Genomic DNA, 22,085 nt, shown 5'->3' with positions numbered 1-22,085 from the left:
GGAAATGAGCATTAAAAAACAATGGGAAAATCCCAAAGTTAGAAAGTTTGCAGCAATACTGGTGATTATTCCTATTGCGTTCTTTGGTTATAAGTCGATGTCTTCTAGTGATAATAAAACCAGTCTGCAGGACAGAATTGCAGCAAGACAAGCTGAAGACCGCCTTGATGGAAAGGGTAAAGTACGCGGGCTATTTGATTCAGAAAGCATTGCTAACATCGATAAAAACGAATTCGACGAAATCTATGATAAGTCTGTAGACTCAATTCGCAGAAAAGAACGTGAGGTATATACAGAAAAAGAGCGTGTACTTGAGATGGTTCAGCAACAGCAGCAAAGCATTGATGACCTGACGCTAAAATTGAAAGATTACGAACGCCAACTGGAAGTGCGGGATAGAGCATATGCAAATACCCAGCAGAATAGACAATCAAATGGTGGCTCACGCTCAAATTACAACACTTCATACTCTGGTACAGAGCAAGGGCAACAAGCGATAGCTGATGCACCACAACAGTACGATGAGAGGGTCTTTGACAGAACCCCTACTCAGCTTGTTACTGCAAAACCACAAATCGAAGGCCGTGTTATTAGAACTATCACCCAACGCAGCGTTCGAAGCATTAAGAGTTCGGGTGTTGTTGAAGAAAAACAGCAAAAAGATTTGCTGATCACACAACAAAGCCTAAGACCTGAAAAAGAGGTCCAAAAGAAAAGCGATCCAAATGAAGGTGGACTAATTGATTCTGACGAAGGCGTTGTTTATTTGCCTGCAGGCTCATTCTTCTCTGGCGTTTTACTTACTGGTTTGGATGCTCCAACACAGCTTGCAGCCAAGTCTTCTCCTATGCCGGTTGTAATCCGAGTTAAAAAAGAAGCTATCTTGCCTAACCATTTCACTTTAGATATTCGCGAGTGTCACGTTATTGGCCAAGCAATCGGGGATTTATCAAGCGAAAGAGCGCATATCCGCGCACAATCAATTACATGTGTACGTAATGACGGTAAGAGTGTTGAAAGCGCGATTCAAGCGAATGCAGTTTCTGACTTTGATGGCAAACTTGGTATAGCCGGCAGACTTGTAAGCAAAAATGGCAACCTCTTAGCAGGCTCTATGGCAGCTGGATTTATGAGTGGCATTTCTGAAGCTGTTGCTCCTCAACGCACTACATCAATCAATACGTCTGGTGGTGATAGAGCGGTATGGGAATCAGTAGACTTAGGCTCCGTTGCTTCTGCTGGTGTGTTCCAAGGCTCAGCTGATGCTATGGATAGACTAGCTGAATACTACATCGCTTTAGCAGAACAGATTCACCCAGTAATTGAGATATCACCGGGACGTTCAATTACATTCGCTGTGCTATCTGGCACTAAACTCAAATTAGGTGATTAAACAATGAATGACTATATAAAAATGATTCTAATAAGCCTAGTAATGTCAGCCTTAGCATTTTTTGCTGGTGTATCTTACACAAAAGCAGTAAGCGAAAAATCGATGATTGAAGTAACTGATTTAATTGCAGGTTATGCGAAAGTTCAAACGTTTAATCCAGAAGAAATTTCAAAGCGCATTACATCGGAAGGAGCAACACCTGCAGAGCTGGCATCTTATATCGAGCGCTATATTAAACTCCACCAGCTCAAAGGGGTGATGCTGATTGATGAAAGCTATGTAGTCGCAAAGCCTAATTTCTCATCATCTGCAACGCTGACTATGGGCGAACTTAATCAGCTAAGCGAGAAGTACAACATTAAAACTGAAATTGATTATGATTCACTACTAAATGAGTTCAATAAAGCAGTTGAAAGCGCCAAGAATTAAAACACTTTAGATCCCAACTAAAAACCGCCTTTTACAGGCGGTTTTTTTGAGCTCTGCTCAGTTCTTGATATCGATTGAGTTTTATAGAATATAAAAATCAACCCAAGCAGCCGAATGTCTTGGATTCACCTTAAGTATTCATTGACCGCGAGAGCAATTCCAAAACACAGCGCGATGGCCTACTTCTCTTGTGCATAAGTAATTATGAATTTCACTTATGCACAGATTCTGTGGAAAATGCTATTTAGCTCTCTAAAATCATTGCCATACATTAGTCAAATAAACATTGTAATTTTTATCAATTAACCCTACTCCACCTGCACTGTGAAAAGTGATTATTTCTCTCAAAAATGCCCGATTTTAAATAGCGCTTAACCTAGTTGTTAAGTTATTAATTTCTGGAATCATTCCGATGGATTCTCATACAAAATTACACCCGAAAGTAAAAAGCGCAATTACCAGTATCAAACAAAAAATTATCGAGGGGTGGTCTGTAGCGATCGGTTTGTCTGGCAAAGACTCATTTGTAACAACACACTGTGCAATTGAAGCTTTAAAACAGGCTATTGATGAAGGCTATAAGGTGTCACCTATGTCGATTTACACTATCGATACTAGTATCGATAACTTTGAGATTATGGATTTCATGCTTGACGTTCACCAATCCATTGACGATTACGCCAACTCTCATCAGTTGCCAATTCAAACAGAAGTTCTTAAACCCCACCTAATGACAAGACCCATGGTTCAATACCTAGGTCGAGGGCTATTACTTAGAACAGCTCAAAACCAACACAACGGTAGACAATGCACTTCTGTTTGGAAAATCAAAGTGCTTGAAGACCACTTGCGTGGACTTGAAAATTCACTTGGCACATCAAAAGTATTGTCAATATCAGGTGTACGTGATTCAGAAAGTTCAATTAGGGCTATAAACATTAAAAAGCGTGGTGAGAGCATCGATGTCGTAACAAAAACAGATATAGGATATAAGCTAGCTCCCAGGATCCGAATATGTAAAATAAGAACAGGATACTTTTGGAGCGCTTATATCATAAGGGCTAGAGTTAAAATAAGTATCCTGACGAAGAATGATAAAATTTCCTTACAGGATACTATGAAAAACAAATTTTTTGGTCATTCTGAAACCTATAGACTTGGTTAGGATTTAGAACAGGATACTAATTGTCATCGATGAATAAAATCCATAAAGCAAGAATGAAGGTTGCTGTATGGTGGGTCAAGAGAGATTTTAGACTTAATGACAATGCCGCTCTATTTAATGCTTTAGAGTCGAATGGCTTTGTTATACCGATGTACCTTTTTGAACCGCTATTAATGAATGGACCTGATTGGGGTAGTTTTCATACTGAAGCAATAAGTGGTGGCGCTATGTCACTAAGTAAAAACCTCACTCACTTCAATAGTAAACTTTTAACTTTTGGCTCATCTCCAATTGACGCTGTAGAGCAAATCCGCCAAAGAGTAAATTTAAGTGGTAATCTCCCCATTTTTAATGGAGGCTAACTGTAGAATTACCCTTGTTTAGAGGAGTTTATTTTATAAGCTTCTATTAATAGCAAAAAGCATAAGTGATTGCCAGCTATAAATATTATTCTTACTATTACTTATATAAACATGTTAAGAGAGGATATTTTCATCTTATTTTTACTAAGTTAATGACGACTCACCTGGATGACCGGTTATCGCTCGAGGCGGCCTTCGCCAAAGTACCAAAAAAAGTCATTCAGGTATAACTCGTTTCTGCCCCAATACAAGTTAGAGTAAATACTTTAATGGCGGCTGTGGGGCGAACAACTGACCTTGCTGCTACCCTCAAGGAAGCAAATCAATCCCAAACTGCTTCAGCAATAAAGAAAACAGCCAAAAGCAAATTACCGCCATTAATGAGCTGATGAGTAACGACAGCCAAAAACTATAGCGTTGCATCAGAGCAGGAAAAAGTAAAAATATGGGCAATGTGGGGAGAACATACCAAAAGGTGTACCAAGCATGATTGGCTATTTTCTCTGGCGGCTGCTTTTCAACATATAACCAAATCATGGTTAAAATTGTGACTGTCGGTAAGGCCACTATTAGAGCGCCTAGTTTATCACTTCGTTTTGCTAGCTCTGATGCCGCGACTATGACCGTTGCGGTGATCAAATACTTCGTTATTATCCAACCCATATAATGTCCTTCAATGAAAAACCGATTGCCTATCGGTTTTTATTGTGACAATATAGCCAACGAATTAAATAGAGTAAAGTGTTATGCAGTTAGGTGAACTAGAAAAGTTAGTGCTTCAACATTTTTGGAATGTGAAAGAAGCGGATGCAAAGCAAGTACATAAAGTACTGGGATTAGCTCGTGGTAATTCGTTAAATACTATCCAGAGTACGCTTGATAGGTTATTTAAAAAAGAATTACTTAAACGCACTAAACAAGGCCATGCGTATTGTTATTCAGCCAGAGTAGATCGTGAAGGCTTAATTGCTCAACTTATTTCAAATGTAACCAGTGACTTTGTTGATGATGGTGAAAATAGCTTAATTGCTGCGTTCAGTTCTGCTTCGGCACAGCTTAATGACGAACAACTCGATACATTAGAAAAAATGATCGAAAAGCAACGCCAGCTAAGAAAGGCACAGGTTTAATTATGTTGGTTGGAGATATGGCAATCGTTCTAAATTTGCTCAGTGTTTCAGTGCTTGCATTTGTGATAGGTATTGCAACTGTTGCTGTCGTATCTCGTTTTGTGTTGTTCAGACTCGAACAAGTCAGTTTTAATAGTCAAAAGTTTATATTGTGGTCACTAGTGAGTGCACCTTGGTGGATAGCCTTTTCTTGTATTAGTTACTTTATGCCTTACTCGTTAGGGTTTGATAAAGTTTTTAACATAAGCTGGTTCGAAGATTTTGCCCATTGGCACCATATCGATATTTTTAGCTTTTCAAGTTGGCACGCGTTAACCTTACTTTTAGCACTAATCTATTTAGCTTGGCGCGTAACTAAGACTACCTTTGCTAGAACCAAACAGTCCATCGCATTATCGAGTTTACTAAGCTTTACTGATGCACAAGATGCTAGGACGACTAATGGCAATCAATATTTATTGATGCCTGTTAAAGTGCCTGTTGCCTTTACTACAGGTTTTATATCTCCCAAGATATATGTATCAACCGGACTACAAACCCAAGTTAGCGATGAACAACTTAATATCATCGTTAATCATGAACTGGCTCATGTAACGGCAAGAGACCCGTTATTTAAAGTGCTTTTCACGGCACTTGCCAGCTTCTATCCGTCACGTATAAAACAAACCCTAATCGAGCAATATGTCTTAATGACGGAAAAGATGGCCGACAATGAGGTCACAAAAGAATACGACCACCTTGATATCGCACAGACATTAATTGATGTCGCTAGACTTCAAAAAGCACTTCCTACGGATTGCGATCAGGCGTCTGTTAGCTACTTCGGACATGATTACACGAGTCTTCGTGTTGAAGGTTTATTAAATCCAATTAATAAACCGTCACTTACTACTTTCATCATTACTCTAGCATTATTGGCAACTATGCCAGTACTAGCGGCATCCACTGTCGATAGTTTTCATCACTTTATCGAAACTTTTTTCATCCATTAATTAAGGATATGGAATGAGATTTAATCTTTATAAAAGCAACAGAAAAAAACCGATCGGCAATCGGTTTTTGGCTGTTGGTCTATTTTTAACAACGGGGGCTGGTTTAGTAACATCAACTCCCTTTTTGGCTAATGCGCAAATCCAGCAGCAATCACAGTCATCACATCAGGTTATAAATTTAAGCAAGGCTGTGACCATGACTCTACAAAGTCATCCTGAATTAAAAGCCTTGATAGCTCAAGAAGCCTTGTGGCAAGGTAATATCGAGCAAGCTGGAATTGGAGAGCGTCCTCAAATAGGTTTAATGATTGAAGATGCGTTAGGGACTGGTGAGCATAGTGCATTAAAAAGTATGCAATCAACGCTCACCTACTCTTGGTTGCTTCAACAAGATCAAATTGATGGCAGAGTTAATGCGGCAAAAAGCCAAGCAAGTGCAGTAATAGTCGAGCAAAAAATAAAAGCCCTCGATTTATCTGCGATTGTTGCTAAGCAGTTTGTTGAAATCTTGATAAAACAAGAGCGCCTGAAACTCAATCAATTAGCGGTATCTCAGGCACAGGAAGTGGTTGACGCTATTGCCAAAAGAGTAAAAGCAGGCAAAAGTTCTAATGTCGAAATGCGCTTGGCTCAAGCTGAGTTGGTTCGAAGAAATCTCGCTGTCGAAGATTTAGAGCACGAATTAAAAGCCAGCCATTATCAACTGTCATCCTTATGGGGTAAGCCTCAGGCAGAGCTTAAGTTAACGGGGAATTTAGTGCTTAAGCCGGAAATTCCATCTGTAGAAAGCCAGCTAAACAAGCTTAAGCAAATCCCGCAAATACAGCAGTTTGCTGATGAACAACGTATCGCCCAGTCTCAAATGGAACTCGCACGTATTGAAGCCAAACCTCAGTGGCAATTCACTGCTGGACTAAGACGATATGAAACGACCGATGATTTTGGTTTAGTGGCGGGTGTCTCTATTCCTTGGGGAAGTGAAAATAGAAATGCAGGAACAATAGCTGCCTTACGCGCAAAACAAGATGTTCTGGCAAGTCAGCAACAAGCGTTAATGCAGAAACTTGATGCACAGCTTTATGTGCTATTGCAAGAAATGGCGCATTCCCACCATGTCATTGAAACGATTCAAGCTGAAATTATTCCTGTACTAGAAACCGCATTGACTGAAGCAAGTCAGGCATTTGATATCGGCAAACTTAGCTACAACCAGTGGAGTGATATCCGTAGAGAGCTACTCAGCGCCCAAAATCAGTTACTTGATGCTTATCAATCTTTGCACTTACAACATATTGAAATTCAACGCCTAACTGGCGTGTCCGTTAGTGATAGCGAGTAGAACCGTGAGCAAACTTATGAAAAATAAAAATATCCTGTCGTCATTGAGTTTGGCGATACTTATCTCATTAACAGGCGTCGTCGCACCTAATGCTGTTGCGGCATCATCACCTGCGGCTGAGCAAGCTGAACCAGAGAAAGGTCCACACCGTGGGCGCATGTTACGAGAAGGTGATTTTGCAATTGAACTCTCTATTTTTGAAACAGGCGTGCCGCCAGAATTTCGTGTTTGGGCAACAAATGAAGGGCAACCTATTGACCCAGCGAAAGTTAGTTTAAACGTAAAGTTAATCCGTCTAGGCGATGGCACTGATGATATTAACTTCAATGCCCAAGGTGACTTTCTTCGCGGTGATATGGTGATTTATGAGCCTCACTCTTTTGTCGTTGCCATTGAAGCAACTTATCAGGGTAAAAAGTACAATTGGCGATATGACAACTTCGAGGGTCGCACCACAATTGAACAGGCAGTTGCCGATGCAATGGAAATCAACACTGAAATTGCAGGCCCTGCGACAATTCATCAAACCATTCCTGCTTATGGAAAATTAAGTTTACCTGTGGGCGCTAAGCGAAACATTGCAGCGCGTTTTGATGGTGAAATCACCAAATTACACGTCAATTTCGGTGAAATCGTTAAAAAAGGGCAAACGCTATTCACAGTAGAAAGTAATGAAAGTCTTAAGCCCTACGTTATTAAAGCGCCCATTAATGGTGTTATTACCCAGTTATTCGCAAACGCGGGTGAGCAAACCAATGGTAAAACCTTACTCACCATTACCAATTTTAATCGCCATATTGCCAAATTAGCGGTTTATCCTTCGGATTATTCCAAGGTTAAACTGGAAACGCCAGTTACGTTAAACATTGAAGGTCATGAGGACCCCCTTGTAGGTGAGGTGTCATTTATTGAGCCAAGCGTGAGAGAAGATCAGGCTAGATTAGTTTGGGTTGAATTAGCTGATGGTCACTTTTCTGAAGGCAGTTTTGTTAAAGCCGACATAGAAGTTGCAACCATCGATGTCCCACTCGCTGTTAAACGTATTGGCTTGCAAGGCTTTAGAGATTTTACTGTCGTTTACGCCAAAGTGGGTGAGCAGTATGAAGTTCGTATGCTTGAGTTGGATCGCGCTGGAGGCGAATGGATTGAAGTATTAGGTGGCTTAAAAGCGGGAACAGAATACGTGACCGACAATAGCTACATCTTAAAAGCCGACATTGAAAAGTCTGGCGCATCACACGATCACTAGGAGCGTATAATGTTGGAATCAATTTTACGCTTTTCGATAAAGCGCAAATTCCTTGTGATGGTGATGGTGCTAGCTGTGTCAGGTCTGGGGATTTGGAACTTTACCAAACTACCGATTGACGCAGTGCCCGATATCACCAATGTGCAAGTAATGATCAATACCGAAGCGGCTGGGTTTACCCCGTTGGAAGTTGAGCAAAGAGTAACTTTTCCGTTAGAAACTGCATTGTCGGGTTTACCGGGGTTAACCTATACGCGCTCAGTTTCTCGTTATGGCCTATCTCAAGTGGTTGCAATATTCAGTGATGATACTGATGTCTATTTTGCCCGTCAGCTTGTTAATGAGCGTTTATCTGCGGCACGCGCTGAGTTACCGCAGGGCTTAGAGCCTCAACTTGGGCCAATTGCTACAGGGCTTGGTGAAATCTTCATGTTCACCGTTGATGCCGAGCCTGACGCGACACATGCTGATGGTACGTCAATTACCCCAATGGATTTACGAACCGTCCATGACTGGACAATAAGGCCACAGTTAATGCGGGTGCCGGGTGTAGTAGAGGTGAACCCGATAGGCGGGTTTGAGCGTGAAATATTAGTCGCTTTCAAACCTGAAAAGTTACTTGCTTTTGGGCTGTCACAAGCTGATGTGGTTGATGCAATTTCACAAAATAATCAAAACCAAGGTGCAGGTTTTATTGAGCAAAATGGCGCACAATGGTTGCTGCGATTGCCCGGTCAAATCACTGGTATGGACGCAGTTGGTAATATTCCACTTAAATCCATTGATGGTTCTTCACTTTATATAAAAGACGTAGCCGATATTAAAAACGGCAAAGGGCTAAGAACGGGCGCAGCTACACAAAATGGCCGTGAAGTGGTGATGAGTACGGTATTCATGCTTATTGGCGAAAATAGTCGAACTGTTGCCCACGCAGTAGGTGAGAAGCTTAAAGAAATAAATGCAACGTTACCTGAAGGCATTGTAGCAACCGCTGTTTATGATCGTACTAAATTAGTTGATAAAACCCTACAAACGGTTCAGCTTAACCTGACCGAAGGTGCGTTATTGGTTATTGTCGTACTCTTTGTTCTATTAGGTAATTTCAGAGCTGCATTTTTAACAGCTCTAGTGATCCCATTTGCTATGTTAATGACAGTGACAGGTATGGTACAAACTCGCGTGAGTGCGAACCTGATGAGCTTAGGCGCGTTAGATTTTGGTTTGTTAGTCGATGGTGCCATTATCATCGTAGAAAATTGTCTTCGCAGGCTAAGTCAAGCAGGAAACAATCCTCTGCCACTAAAAGAACGTATGGAATTAGTTTTCGAAGCGACAAAAGAAGTCATACGTCCAGCATTATTTGGTGTGTTTATTATCACTGCGGTATACCTACCTATTTTTGCCCTAGAAGGGGTTGAAGGTAAAATGTTTCACCCGATGGCGATCACAGTAGTTATCGCTTTACTTAGCGCGATGCTGTTATCGGTTACCTTTGTACCTGCTATGGTTGCCTTACTATTCAAAAAACCTGTGAAAGAAAAGCATAGTCCAATTATTCGTGGTGCTGCGGTTATTTATAAGCCCTCATTGAGGTGGGTATTAAAAGCCCGTTGGTTCGTGGTTGTAGCCGCAACAGTATTAGTTGGTTTCTCAGGTTATCAGGCGACTAAGCTAGGTAGTGAATTTGCACCTAATTTGGATGAAGGTGATATTGCCATGCACGCGCTGCGAATTCCGGGTACGTCATTGTCTCAAGCAATCGCGCTTCAGGAATCTTTAGAAGATAAAATTAAACAAATGCCAGAAGTTGAACGCGTCTTTGCCAAAATAGGCACAGCCGACGTTGCAACAGATGCCGTTCCGCCAAGTGTCGCAGATAACTTCATTATCCTGAAACCTCGCGAGTTGTGGCCTGATCCAGATAAGACGAAAACTCAAGTTGTAGAAGAGTTAGCCGCGCTGGTAGAGCCAATTCCGGGGAACCGCTATGAGTTTTTGCAGCCAATACAAATGCGTTTCAACGAATTGTTAGCTGGGGTAAGAGCCGAACTTGCGATAAAGGTGTTTGGTGATGACTTTGATATGTTGACTACGTTAGGCGCTGAGATAGAGGGTGCAATTTCTCAGGTTGAAGGTGCCGTTGATATACAAGTTGAGCAAACCACTGGCTTACCTATGCTTAGCCTAGTGCCAAATCGTGAAAAACTGATGCAGTTTGGCATTAGCATTAGCCAAATACAGTCTCAAGTGGCAACGGCTATGGGTGGTACAATCGCAGGTAAGTTTTATCAAGGCGATGTCCGTTCTGATATTGTGGTGCGCCTTGCAGAGTCTAAGCGTAATGATATCGATTCATTACCTTATTTACCGATAACTTTGGCTGATGGACATTCAGTACCGCTTAAAGAATTGGTTGATATTGAGCTTATATCTGGCGCTAACCAAATTAATCGTGAAAACGGTAAACGTAGAATGGTTGTTACAGCCAACGTCCGTGGTAGAGACTTAGGAAGTTTTGTTGCGGATATTAAAACTGCAATTGATGAAAGCGTTGAAATCCCGGCTGGTTACTGGGTGGAATATGGTGGCACCTATCAAAAGCTACAATCTGCTTCAGAACGCCTAAGTATTGTTGTACCTGTCACCTTAATCATGATTGTTGGTTTATTAATCCTTGCACTTAACTCCGTTAAAGATGCAATGATCATATTTGCAGGGGTGCCTTTAGCATTAACAGGTGGTATTGCCGCGCTATTATTACGTGACATTCCGTTCTCCATTTCGGCAGCAGTTGGCTTTATTGCCCTGTCGGGTATAGCCATCCTCAATGGACTGGTTATGGTGTCGTTTATTAGAGACTTGCGTAAAGATGGGCTAGTACTTGATAAAGCTATATTTGATGGTGCGTTAACTCGTCTTCGACCTGTGCTAACAACGGCACTCGTCGCATCATTAGGGTTTATCCCTATGGCGTTAAATACAGGTATTGGTTCAGAGGTTCAACGTCCTTTGGCGACAGTGGTCATTGGTGGCATTATTTCGTCAACGATTTTGACTTTGTTTGTCATTCCTGCCTTATACAGAATTTTACATAAAGAAAAGGAGTCTATTTTGACTGATGTTGAAGTATTGGAGTCTCAAGATGCCAAGTAATATGATTAAAGTACTAATCTATCTGACGATTGCACTTTTAGCGCTTCTCAGTATCGAAGCTTTTGCTCACGGAGTTGATGATAAAACCAGAGCATTTTTAGAGCAGAATAATGGTGTACAGTTTATTCCGTTTTTATATATAGGCGCTAAGCATATGATAACGGGCTATGACCACTTGTTGTTTTTAGTCGGTGTTATCTTCTTTTTATATCGTAGCCGTGACGTACTGTTGTATGTCACCATGTTTACTATTGGGCATAGTACAACTCTGTTATTTGGTGTGTTAAGTGACATACAGGTCAACGCTTATTTAATTGATGCCATTATCGGTTTTTCCGTAATTTATAAGGGCTTCGATAACCTAGGTGGCTTTAAGCGTTGCTTTAACTGGCAACCTAATACCCAATGGGCGGTGCTGATTTTCGGTCTGTTTCATGGCTTTGGTTTAGCAACCAAATTACAAGAATTTAGCCTTGCTGATGAAGGTCTTATTACCAACCTGATTGCCTTTAACTTAGGTGTCGAACTTGGTCAATTTGCTGCGCTAGCACTTATTTTGATCATGATAAATGCATGGCGAAAACTGCCTTCATTTCAACGCTTTTCGACAGTCACAAATACTGCACTAATGAGTGCGGGTGTAATGTTGATGGGCTTACAACTTACTGGCTACTTCACTATTTAATCGATTTTTAACGTATAGAAATACACAAAACAGAAATAAAAGAGAATTTTATGCAACATACAGTTAGTACCAAAACACTCGTTAAAGCGAGTATCTCAGCAGTCGTTGTGGCGGCTATTGCACTGGTTACCTTTATCTTACCAGCAGAGTACAACATCGATCCGACAGGTATTGGCAACAAGTTAGGTTTAACAGCACTTGCACAAGCGGCTGAAGTCGAAACAACGTCATTAGAGACAACTAAAGGCACGGATGAGTTTCAAACAATAGAAGTGACCGTCCCTGCGGGACGCGGCATCGAATATAAATTTTATATGAAGCAGCATGAAAAAATGACTTATGAATGGTTAACCGATGGTGCTCCATTGTACTTCGATTTACATGGGGAGCCTGAAGGTGACACAACGGGATATTTTGAAAGCTATGCTATTGCTACAAGTAATGAAATGAAAGGCAGCTATACCACGCCATTTGCTGGTTCTCATGGTTGGTATTGGAAAAACAAATCAGATAAACCAGTGTCAGTACAGCTACTGGTTAAAGGGCAATACGAAGTTATTGGCCTTAAACAATAACGAATTTAACTATATGAATTCCTTACGAAATGGAGACTAAAATGAACAAACTAATATCAATTATTGCACTTTGTGGTGCTTTGCTTACTGGTAATGTACAGGCACATGGAGATCATGGTGTCATCAGCGGTCAGAAAGCTGTTAGCATCGCTGCAACACATATTCAAAAGATGACGTTTAAAGACGCTGGTTTTGAAGTCGGTAAGTTAGATGAGTCATGGAAAAGTATTGATAAGTCGCAACTTTCGATTGCTAGCGTTGAAGACAATTTTTACGTAGTTAGTGCATCTAATGCTAGCAACGAAGATAAGCTTTACTTCCAAATTGCAAAAAACGGTCAAGTATTAGCGGTTAAAAATAAAAACGACTTTTAAAAAAATAAGAAGGCACCTTTTGATAAAAGCATGAGGTGCCTTTGTTTTGTACCAAGTCCGCTTTTGGCACAGAGCCACTGGTCGGCTCTAACTCACTTCTGTCCAAAAGTGAGTTTCGAACTTTGCTGTCATACTTTATTTGAATAGCCACTTTGATAGCGCCTAAGTTTCAATTTTTATTGTCACATTTGACCTCTGGTAGCCACAATAGAAACGAACTTCGGAAGTAAAAAAGTTTTAAACTTTAATGTTATGCATACTTAAAAGTGTAACATCTCCTTTAATGGTTAATATCTGCGGTTGTAAGGGTGAACTGAACTAAAGCATAGTTCTTATAGAGGTAGTACTTTCTGTGCTGATTGGAATCTAACAGAGGCGATGTTGCCAAACTCATTTCTGCCCCAAAACGTGTTTAGGCGAATGCCTCAAAAGAACGATAACCGGACACTGAAAAAGTTAAATTTTTACTGCTTTTTTGAGTAGAAGCCTAGTATTGACCAATAACATTATTAAACGCCGTTTTGGGGCAAAATAACATGCTTAATTTCTAGCTGTTTTAATTACTTGTTTACAAAGGTAATTATTGGTGAAATTATCAGTGTATGTAATATACGCCGTTTTGGTGTGTTATAAACCACCAAAATGGTGTTCAATAAGCTGTTAAATTTCAAGGAGTATCCGTTTGAGTGCGTTGACAGAACTAACTCAGTTGTTTTCAGATGAAAAATTCGTGCTCTCAGTATTCACAGCTGCGTTTACTGTCGTATACGCGGTTACAGCGCAACGGATACTGTTCAGATCAAGAGAGCGACGAAAGGATAGAAAAAGTAGACTCTGGGAGACTTTGTCTGCTGGCTTTTCAAATGGCACGTTAAATACAGTTGATGATGTAGTAAATATTTATAAGGGAATACACGAGCTAGGTGGTGAAGATGTCAGTTATAGAGCTGGGCTAGCAAAGTACCTAAGAGAATATTTGGTTAACGTAATATCCTCTAAAGACCGTGAAGCCGATGAAATATCAGCAATAAAGGATAAGGTTACGGGAATAATTGATGCTATTGAAACTGAGAGTCCGTATTCAGATGTCCCAGCGGCAGAGAGAAACTTGATTGTCGATGTTCAAAAGTTCATTGCCCACAATGATCAAGAATCAGCAAGGGAAAAGTTATCCGATTTGGCTGGCTTAATCGAAGTTAGGCAGGATTCACTTGACCGAGTTCAGGCTTCAAATAAATGGTCTGTACCCCTAGCCGTAATTGGTTTGGTCTTGACTGTTGTCTTTGGTGTTATATCGCTAATCAAGTAAAAATTTAACAAGCGCATGTTGTCGGACTGGTTTTCCGCTGCGCTCCAAACCAGCCGTAAATGCGGGCGTTTATAGCTTAAATCTCGATTAAACAGTATCACCCCAATTTTGGAGAAAATATGAATATCTTAAAATTTGAAATCTTAGACCTGAAAAGTGGGGATAAGGTTGTAAAAGTTGAAGGTCAAGACATTCACGTCAGTAGATCTTCGGGCGAATACGTTATTTATAAGCTGAAAATGGACAAGGATGGTGGGGTTATAGACTTCGATGTATTTGCAATAACACAAGGCAGTGGTTCTTTCGATTTAATAACTGATGCTGATTTGAACGATCTCGCTGAGTTATGGGAAGAATAAAATGGGCAACTCTCCTGAAACTACTGACTCAAGCAAGGAGATTACAGAAAATGATAAGGTTACTGGCTCTGTAATTTATAGGCGTGTTGATCCAGAAAAGAAAAAGGCACTAAAAAAACTGATAAAAGAAACAGCAAAAAAACATGGCTTGGTTGCTCACATTTTTGAAAGGAAGTAGTCATGGAAGAAAAAGATTTAATAGTTAGATTTTCTGGTGATAACTCTAAAGTAGAGGAAGCTTTCCATGAAATCATGGAACAAGCGGCTGAACTTGGTCTAATAGGTAATGACCTTAGTATAAACAAAGTTCCCGATAAGGTAGAAAAAAGCAAGTTAAGGAATAAATCAGCTTCTGACATTATGGTAAAAGTATCAGCAAGTGAAGAAAAAGCAGAAGCCTTCATGGAAGAGTTGCTCTCTATTGTTTCGGAAAGCCTAGGTCTTGATTCGCCTTCTACAGGAATAAAATTACTGGGTGAGGTTAGTGATGACGAAGAAGAGTAGTACTCGAAGCTATGCGCATTCACGGGCAATCGCATTAGCCAAAATTAGAGAAGTTTATAACTGTGAATTAAGATGTGGCTCTAGTTTGGATATACATGGACATCACATTTTAGATTACAGCCTAGGTGGAGAAGCAACTCCAGAGAACATACTTGTAGTTTGTAAAAAATGTCACGACTTAGTCCATGCAGGTGAAATAGTCGTGGACACATTTGATTATCGTCCAACAAAGCTATAACAAGGCGCTGCTACGGAAAATTTACTCGCTGGCGCTCCTAAATTTCCGCAGAGCGCGGCGTTATAAGCTTCTAGCTTCCAGAGGTATAAAATTGAAGAATTATTTTGAAAGTCCTTTTGCAGGTAAGTCTCTAAAAGAGCAAGTGACGAATCCAAATATTATAGTGGGTGAGCACAGTTATTATTCTGGTTATTATCATAACCATAGTTTCGATGATTGTGCACGTTATTTACTCGCGGATAGGACAGATATTGATAAGTTAATTATTGGCAGTTACTGCTCAATTGGTTCTGGTGCTGTGTTTATGATGGCTGGTAATCAAGGACATCAAAATAGTTGGGTTAGTACGTTTCCATTTTTCTACCAAGACAATGAAAACTTTGCTGATGCTAAAGATGGCTTTGAGCGTTCGGGTGATACGGTTATTGGTAATGATGTGTGGATTGGCACTGAAGCTATGATTATGAGTGGCGTATCTATCGGAGACGGTGCAATTATCGCAAGCCGTGCTGTTGTTACTAAGGATGTTGCACCATATTCAATAGTAGGTTCAAATCCAGCAAAACATATACGAAACAGGTTCAATGATACTGAAATCATACAGCTGTTAGAGATGAAATGGTGGGAGTGGAGTGAAGAACAAATTAAGGGGGCAATGGGCTTAATGTGTTCTTCAAATATTGGTGGTCTTTATGATTATTGGAAAACGTTAGCACGCTTATAACACATATGAGCCTTAACTCTGTCAATAGGCATTAGTTTTCTTTTTGACCGTTTTTATAAATTGACGGTCAATTCTAAATCAATAAACAAGTTCGTTTACTTCGTATGTCGATGCGGCTGTTAAGCAAGTAGCTTACGGCAAACACATATAGAGGCTCTCTTATTGCGATCTCATCGCAGCCAGGTTTTTCCCATATCCTTTTGGGCTTACTGGGGCACTAGACATTCATCGGTTAACCTGATCATGGCACTATTCAAGGCGGCTGGTTTTGATGATCCAGTTAGTTCAAGGCTCAAGTCAGGTGTAAGCGACTTTGTTTATTGTATTAATGCACGCGTACTGAGCGTCTAATCAAGGCAAGTGGCTTAGGTCTGTAGGCATATAATCAGGTTAAACCTTGCTGGTTATTAACTCACCCAATTGATTGATGCTCAGCCTTATGTCCAGTTAGATGTTCAGCTCACTCAGTACCGTGACTAACTCTTTAAGAATTTTGCTTCATCGAATACCGTCTCTTTTTTAAGCATGTAAAGAGTGAATGGGGTCAAATCTTGACTTCAGACATTAAAACCTTCGATGTCTGCTCATGGCACAGAGCCGACCTTCGGCTCTAACTCGTTTTTGTCCAGAAACGTGTTACATACCAATGTCCACATAAAAAATCGTTTATTTTTGTAGCAAAGCATAATGCGTACAATTATACTGTGTTAATATACAGTGAATTAGGGCGATTATGCTTTGCATTAAATCCACATCTGACTTTGAAATTGAAAGTGTGAAGTACCCTAACTTTCCCCTCTTAACGTGGGAAGTTGATAATTCAGATCTAGGGATTGAATCAGGAATGCTTTGTGTAGAGGCGTTGCAGTTCTTGGTATATGAGTGCTTAAAACGAGGTCGAGTGAATAGTGAGAACACTTGGTGGACGTATGGCAATCACCTAGCTCAATTCCTGACATTCTGTGAGCAGAACAGTTTGGATTGGCGAGACATTTCAGAAAGCAGTGAAGATGAAATGTTAGTCAGTGCTTATCGTGACCTTTGTGTTGGTGAGTTTGGCATGTCGGTAAATTCAACCAATCAGCATTTAAGAACGATAGTGCGTTTCTATTCTTATGGCGTCGGTAAGTGGTTTAAGTCATTACCTTACTCTCTAGAATCCGTTTCAGTGAATAAAGGCCAGCAGTTTTTAGCTCATACAGAAAGAAATGGTGGTAAGAAATACAGCTCTGATTTGATGATGAAAACCTTTGAGAAAAAAGCTCAATTTTTATCGGTAATTGAAGTGCGAGATCTTTTATCTGCGATTGAAAATTCAACCTTAAAGCTGATGGTTCGCTTATGTCTACAGACAGGAATTAGACGAAAAGAACTGTTGCTGTTTCCCTTGAATATAATAAGAAAGCCTACTGGAAACAGAGCTTACTATGAGGTCAATATTTCACGAACCAAAGGTGAGAAAGAGCGCAAAATACACATCCCGACACGATTGATGGAGGACTTGTGGCGTTATGTCAATGAGGCTCGTTTTCAGAAGCAACAAGAGTCGGAAGTGGAGTCAAATTGCTTGTTTTTAACGCCTGATGGTCAAGGGTGGGCTTCTCAAGGTTCTGCTTTTGGTAAGGCTCTCAAGTCGCTTAAATTACCCTTTCACGTATCACCGCATATGTTAAGGCATACTTATGCAACGCACATGCTAAAAGGAATGTTAGAGCATAAAAGCAGTAAATTTGAACCGTTGATGTACCTACAAGCTCGGCTTGGACATTCAAGTATCACAACCACGATGAAATATTTACATTTGGTTAATGATTTGGTCGATGACTTGTCGATTGAGTATCAACAACAGATTGATGCGATTGTGTAGGTGAAATATGGCGAGACAAAGAAAAAAACTGTCTATTAACAAAGACAAGCTAAAGAAAACATCGGCAGTAGAGTCAACAACTGACACTGCTCAAAATCGAGAAATAGTCCGACCAATCAACCCTGTAGTGAATTACCCGAATATCGGTTCAAAAGGTGGCAATGGTTCTAACGTCAATTTTACTCGTTTCTATGGCAAAGGTTATGACGACATTACAAATCGAGTGTACTACACCGCAAAAGCTCTGCTGAAAAATACCGATGCTCTTAGCGAGGAAACTCAAAAAGGTTATTTTAAAAATGGTTTTTTCCATTTCGCTGAATACCTTACATTATTTAGGTATTCAGCGGGTGAGGACTTAACACAAGATGACATTACGCCAGAGTTGATCGAGCAATATTTACTGCACCTTAGAGGTTGTGAGTTAGGGTATAACACCCTAAAAGGTTACTACACTCATCTCAAGTCAATGCTGATACACATGAGGGACAAGGGCTATTGGTCAGTCATTGATGACATAAACCTAAACAGTGATTTCTTTCCTAAGAGCCCATTTCCAAATTCAAGTAAACGTGCAAAGGGCGAGAAACCACTGACTCCCCATGAAAAAAGGCAGGTGGTGGTTGCGCTAAAACAAGCAATTAAGCCGATTTATCAAAAGACCGAACCACTAACAGGTTATCAGTTAACACTGTGTTTGTTAGCTGTGGCGATTCAGACAGGCATCAACACATCTCCGCTTCTCAATATGACTACCGACTCATTGACCGACCACCCACTTAAAGATTGCCGCAAGCTCTTAACCGTATTCAAAAAAAGAGGCAACTCCACGCAATTGCACAATTTACGAAAATCACAGGAACTTGAAGTAGTGCAAGGAATAAAGCTTGATGTGGCTTATCTTATTGAGGCTATCATTGAGCGTAATAGCCAAGTGAGAAAGTCTATCGATTCCGACTTGTTATTTGTCTATGAGTCTAGAGTTGCCCACATAGGTGCCGAGAGAGGTACGGCCTCCTCTCTAGCAGAAAGGCTGCTTAGATATAACATCAAAAAATTCATCAAAGAGTACGACTTAAGAGATGAAGATGGTCGAACGATGAAACTTAATGTAAGCCGTTTTCGCAAGACGTTCATCAATGGTATTTATGAGCTGAGTGGTGAGAGTTTGTTAATTGCTGCGCGGCAAGCCAAACACAGTGGGACAGGAACGCTTGACCACTACCTGCAAGCTCCCGGGCAATCAAAGCGCAACTTGGGCTTAATGGGTGAGATACGAGTTAAAGAGCTAACGTGCGCAGAGCCAAGCGTCCCTGTAGGGCATTGTAAAGACCCTAAGAATGGCGATAAAGCACCGAAAAATGGCTCGTTCTGTAATGACTTTTTAGGCTGCTTCCGCTGTAAAAGCTTCGTTATTACAGGTGATGATTTGTATAAACTCTTTAGTTTTTATTGGGCGATTATTCGAAGCCGTGACGAGTTTGGTCGTAAAGACTGGAAGCGTCATTTAAAAAATGTTCTAAGAATCGTAGATGAAGAAGTTGTCCCTGAATTTGCTAAGCTTGGCCAGCTACAGCGTGTAGAGACTGAAAAAGAACGGGCAAGATCTAATCCACATCCGTACTGGCAAAACCTTGATATGTTGAAGGTGACGCAATGAGTTCAATTGAGTTAATACTCACACAAGCTGAGTTTGCAATTCAGCAATGTCCAAAGCCAAGCACCAGTGCGCTTGAGCAAGTCATTGATGGCTCTCTAACGGGTATCGTGACCTACATTAAACTCGCCAATGGTGAATACCAAACGCTATCTCGATTTGAGGAAGATGTATGGGTGTTTCCTGCTAGTAAAGGTACGAAAGCAACTATAGCAAGTGCATTAAACCTTACTTTTTCTACGATTGATGATACTCAAATGAAGCGCATGGCAAAGTGGGTAATCTGGAGCAAATTCAAAAAGGGGTTAGCTCTTAATACTCTTGTGAAAACATTGGACAAGTTGAAAAGTTATTTTCAGTGGGTTTTAAGTTCAGATACTACAGTTACACATGGGCTGACAGCTTTTACCTCAAATGCCTACGTTAGGCATGTAAATACCCTGCACTCAAAACGAAAAGGCGAGACTAAACCACTGACAGCAGTCACCAAGGTGGATAGATTCCGCATTCTAGAAGACCTTTATTACCACTGCAAAGAGTTTGATTTTGTCAAAGAGCATCCTTGGCCTCAATCAACCGCTAATGAGCAAGCAGGGTATGTTGGTGAAGCGTATCGGGAAGCCATTACCAAAGGTAAGACCCCCATTATTCCAAATAAAGTGCTAATTCCGCTGTGCCAGTTTACTAAATCATACCTAGATAAAGCTGATGAAATTCTGAAATCGTCAAAAAAGAGAGAAACATTGCTACTGCGAGATAGCTGTATCTTCTGGCTGTTACTCACAACGGGTATGCGTATCCATGAAATATTAGGCATTAAGCGTGATGCGTATCGCTCTGAAACGAAAGGTGACACCACTTACTACCACATCGAAACTGTCTCTGAGAAAACACATACAGGGTTAGCTGAGTGGATTGCGCCAAGGATAGCCACGGAAGCGATTGATATTCTTGGCCGTTTGAGCGCTCCACTTCAAGATCAACTTGAGTGTGATTTACTAAAAGCGAAAGCAAGCAACGATCATGTGGAAGCACATCGACTTGAGGAAATATCAAACCACATCTGCCTATCGAAAAACCTGGGAAAAGGAAACGCAATTTACCTATTGTCAGGGGTGGCAATGACTAACGCTAGGTTGCCAAACTTATGTGAACAGATAGGGAGTAATTGGAACCTATCAGCGCACCAATTCAGACGTACCTTTGCTAATTATGCGGTTCACTCTGAATTAGGTGACTTGAGAGCATTAAAAGATCACTTTAAACATTGGTCAATTACCATGACCACTTTGTATGCCTTTAATGATGCTTTGGATGCTGAATTGTTTGAAGAAATGCTTCGAGAGAAATATCTGGTTGAAGAAGAAATTAAGCAAGATTGGTTTGAACTAGACACGCCTATCACTGGTGGCGACATAGCTCAAAACATCATGAAGGTCCGTGAGGATAAAGAGTTAATTAAATCTTTTGGCTCTCTTAGTGCTATGGCAAAGGCATACTCTAGCTCCATACCAATTCGCTCAACAGGTATTGGGTGGTGCACCAATGATGATGAGTGTAAGTGTGGTAAGCCTGATAGCTGTGAAAGCGGCATTGTAGATAAGCGACACCTGCCTTATTGGGAGGGAATGCTAGTGCAGCAAATGAAACTGATGCAATTGGATGATATTGGTGAAGCTGGTAGAGCGGCGGTAAAAAAAGGCATGGAACGCTGTGAAAAGGTTCTAGTGGCATTGGGTATTGATGTTGAAGCTATGAAGCAAGAGATTAACGAGAGAAAGGATATCGAGGTGATAAATGTCTAACCAGAAAGAAAAAGCGACACATAAAGCGGTTCGACTTGCCATTGTTCGAATCGAAAAAGGTCGTCCAAATACTGTTTCTCATAAACGTAAAATGAGTGTCGCTGCCGTTGCCGAAGAAGCAGGTGTAAGTCGAGCATTGATTCACCGTGATTGCCCTGAACTATTAGAGCGTATTAAAGGCGGTGTAAACAAAGACATTCGACAGCAACGTGATGCCAAACAAACTGAACTTAATAAATACAAAGACCGCAATCGAGAGTTGCGGTCTGAGGTGGCAGAATTGAAAGCTATGCTCGCTAAAGTTCAATCACAAAATGCTACGTTAATACGAAAAAACATGGCTCTGAGCAATGCTCGTGCGGACAATAACAATGTAACGCAACTAATATACAGCTAATTGCCTGAATTTAATGGTAATAATTTCAAATTAAGGTTACTTTTGAGATAGTTAAAAACATCCAAAAGTGTAACCTTAAACAAAGTTATATAAAACATAAGGTTAGCTACAGTTACATGTAACGAACTATTTATAATTAATGACCTCCGACATTTATCACTCCATTGTTTATACTTTTTTGAGAAATTACCAATGATTAAACCCAACTTTAGTCAGTAACATGCTTGTTGATCCAATCCCATGTAGCTTTATCTAACCACCCTGCGTAATCACGAGTTACCTTTATTACTAACAAGTCATCATTATCATCTATCTTTTTTCTGAGCCTGTCCGATAATTGCTTCGCATTTTCTGTTGTGGATATTAACCAAACCGAATC

The 22,085-nt window shown here is 40.5% G+C and carries 23 protein-coding genes; 22 read left to right on the top strand and 1 reads right to left on the bottom strand.

Features of this window, described 5'->3' with window-relative positions; translation table 11 throughout:
- Positions 1–4: 4 nt before the first annotated feature.
- The 4 genes from H5232_RS12880 (at position 5) to H5232_RS12865 (ending at position 3,349) form a co-directional block, all read left to right on the top strand.
- Entirely contained in the window at positions 5–1,393 is a 1,389-nt protein-coding gene (locus H5232_RS12880) for a TraB/VirB10 family protein (RefSeq protein ID WP_182831000.1), read from the top strand.
- 3 nt (positions 1,394–1,396) lie between these two features.
- On the top strand, positions 1,397–1,822 hold the full coding sequence (locus H5232_RS12875; RefSeq protein ID WP_118845385.1) for a hypothetical protein: 426 nt from the start codon (positions 1,397–1,399) through the stop codon (positions 1,820–1,822).
- Between the two features lie 412 nt (positions 1,823–2,234).
- Positions 2,235–2,987, top strand: coding sequence for a hypothetical protein (locus H5232_RS12870; RefSeq protein ID WP_182830999.1), 753 nt, complete (start codon positions 2,235–2,237; stop codon positions 2,985–2,987).
- Positions 2,988–3,016: 29 nt separating this feature from the next.
- Positions 3,017–3,349, top strand: a complete 333-nt coding sequence (locus H5232_RS12865; protein ID WP_259400129.1) for a deoxyribodipyrimidine photo-lyase — start codon at positions 3,017–3,019, stop codon at positions 3,347–3,349.
- A 309-nt stretch (positions 3,350–3,658) separates the two neighbouring features.
- Here the strand turns inward: H5232_RS12865 and H5232_RS12860 are convergent, their stop codons facing one another.
- Positions 3,659–4,012 (bottom strand): DUF3147 family protein, encoded by a 354-nt coding sequence (locus tag H5232_RS12860; protein ID WP_182830997.1) that lies wholly within the window; start codon positions 4,010–4,012, stop codon positions 3,659–3,661.
- Between the two features lie 83 nt (positions 4,013–4,095).
- On the opposite strand from H5232_RS12860, the gene H5232_RS12855 reads away from it, so the two are divergent.
- From H5232_RS12855 to H5232_RS12770, 18 genes are all read left to right on the top strand, one after another.
- Positions 4,096–4,479 (top strand): BlaI/MecI/CopY family transcriptional regulator, encoded by a 384-nt coding sequence (locus H5232_RS12855; RefSeq protein WP_182830996.1) that lies wholly within the window; start codon positions 4,096–4,098, stop codon positions 4,477–4,479.
- Between the two features lie 17 nt (positions 4,480–4,496).
- Complete coding sequence (locus H5232_RS12850) at positions 4,497–5,471, top strand: M56 family metallopeptidase (protein WP_231485805.1); 975 nt, start codon at positions 4,497–4,499, stop codon at positions 5,469–5,471.
- A 13-nt stretch (positions 5,472–5,484) separates the two neighbouring features.
- A complete protein-coding gene (locus H5232_RS12845) occupies positions 5,485–6,810 on the top strand; it encodes a TolC family protein (RefSeq protein ID WP_182830995.1) in 1,326 nt (441 codons plus the stop codon).
- 16 nt (positions 6,811–6,826) lie between these two features.
- Entirely contained in the window at positions 6,827–8,059 is a 1,233-nt protein-coding gene (locus H5232_RS12840) for an efflux RND transporter periplasmic adaptor subunit (protein WP_182830994.1), read from the top strand.
- A 9-nt stretch (positions 8,060–8,068) separates the two neighbouring features.
- Positions 8,069–11,212, top strand: coding sequence for an efflux RND transporter permease subunit (locus H5232_RS12835; RefSeq protein ID WP_182830993.1), 3,144 nt, complete (start codon positions 8,069–8,071; stop codon positions 11,210–11,212).
- Positions 11,202–11,897: a HupE/UreJ family protein gene (locus H5232_RS12830; protein WP_182830992.1), complete on the top strand. Its 696-nt coding sequence runs from the start codon at positions 11,202–11,204 to the stop codon at positions 11,895–11,897. Before H5232_RS12835 ends, H5232_RS12830 begins: the two co-directional genes overlap by 11 nt.
- A 50-nt stretch (positions 11,898–11,947) precedes the next feature.
- On the top strand, positions 11,948–12,472 hold the full coding sequence (locus H5232_RS12825; protein WP_182830991.1) for a hypothetical protein: 525 nt from the start codon (positions 11,948–11,950) through the stop codon (positions 12,470–12,472).
- 41 nt (positions 12,473–12,513) lie between these two features.
- Positions 12,514–12,846, top strand: coding sequence for a DUF6488 family protein (locus H5232_RS12820; protein WP_182830990.1), 333 nt, complete (start codon positions 12,514–12,516; stop codon positions 12,844–12,846).
- A gap of 682 nt (positions 12,847–13,528) precedes the next feature.
- Complete coding sequence (locus tag H5232_RS12815; RefSeq protein WP_182760181.1) at positions 13,529–14,155, top strand: hypothetical protein; 627 nt, start codon at positions 13,529–13,531, stop codon at positions 14,153–14,155.
- A 119-nt stretch (positions 14,156–14,274) separates the two neighbouring features.
- Positions 14,275–14,514 carry a hypothetical protein gene (locus H5232_RS12810; RefSeq protein ID WP_043156503.1) on the top strand — a complete coding sequence of 80 codons (240 nt, stop codon included), beginning with the start codon at positions 14,275–14,277 and terminating at the stop codon, positions 14,512–14,514.
- A gap of 1 nt (position 14,515) precedes the next feature.
- Positions 14,516–14,692 (top strand): hypothetical protein, encoded by a 177-nt coding sequence (locus H5232_RS12805; protein ID WP_182760182.1) that lies wholly within the window; start codon positions 14,516–14,518, stop codon positions 14,690–14,692.
- 2 nt (positions 14,693–14,694) lie between these two features.
- Positions 14,695–15,018 carry a hypothetical protein gene (locus H5232_RS12800; protein WP_182760183.1) on the top strand — a complete coding sequence of 108 codons (324 nt, stop codon included), beginning with the start codon at positions 14,695–14,697 and terminating at the stop codon, positions 15,016–15,018.
- Positions 15,002–15,256 carry an HNH endonuclease gene (locus H5232_RS24710; protein ID WP_182760184.1) on the top strand — a complete coding sequence of 85 codons (255 nt, stop codon included), beginning with the start codon at positions 15,002–15,004 and terminating at the stop codon, positions 15,254–15,256. The genes H5232_RS12800 and H5232_RS24710 overlap by 17 nt, the downstream gene beginning before the upstream one ends.
- A 91-nt stretch (positions 15,257–15,347) precedes the next feature.
- Complete coding sequence (catB, locus tag H5232_RS12790; protein WP_182760185.1) at positions 15,348–15,980, top strand: type B chloramphenicol O-acetyltransferase; 633 nt, start codon at positions 15,348–15,350, stop codon at positions 15,978–15,980.
- Between the two features lie 733 nt (positions 15,981–16,713).
- Positions 16,714–17,847 carry a site-specific integrase gene (locus tag H5232_RS12785; protein WP_024592040.1) on the top strand — a complete coding sequence of 378 codons (1,134 nt, stop codon included), beginning with the start codon at positions 16,714–16,716 and terminating at the stop codon, positions 17,845–17,847.
- A gap of 7 nt (positions 17,848–17,854) precedes the next feature.
- Positions 17,855–19,507 (top strand): phage integrase SAM-like domain-containing protein, encoded by a 1,653-nt coding sequence (locus tag H5232_RS12780; protein WP_182830989.1) that lies wholly within the window; start codon positions 17,855–17,857, stop codon positions 19,505–19,507.
- Positions 19,504–21,309: a tyrosine-type recombinase/integrase gene (locus tag H5232_RS12775; protein WP_024608498.1), complete on the top strand. Its 1,806-nt coding sequence runs from the start codon at positions 19,504–19,506 to the stop codon at positions 21,307–21,309. Before H5232_RS12780 ends, H5232_RS12775 begins: the two co-directional genes overlap by 4 nt.
- Positions 21,302–21,706 (top strand): hypothetical protein, encoded by a 405-nt coding sequence (locus H5232_RS12770; protein ID WP_024592037.1) that lies wholly within the window; start codon positions 21,302–21,304, stop codon positions 21,704–21,706. Before H5232_RS12775 ends, H5232_RS12770 begins: the two co-directional genes overlap by 8 nt.
- Positions 21,707–22,085: the final 379 nt, after the last annotated feature.

The sequence above is a fragment of the Pseudoalteromonas sp. SG41-5 genome (assembly GCF_014164495.1).
GTDB lineage: Bacteria > Pseudomonadota > Gammaproteobacteria > Enterobacterales > Alteromonadaceae > Pseudoalteromonas > Pseudoalteromonas rhizosphaerae.
This window is presented reverse-complemented; position numbering and strand designations above follow the sequence as displayed.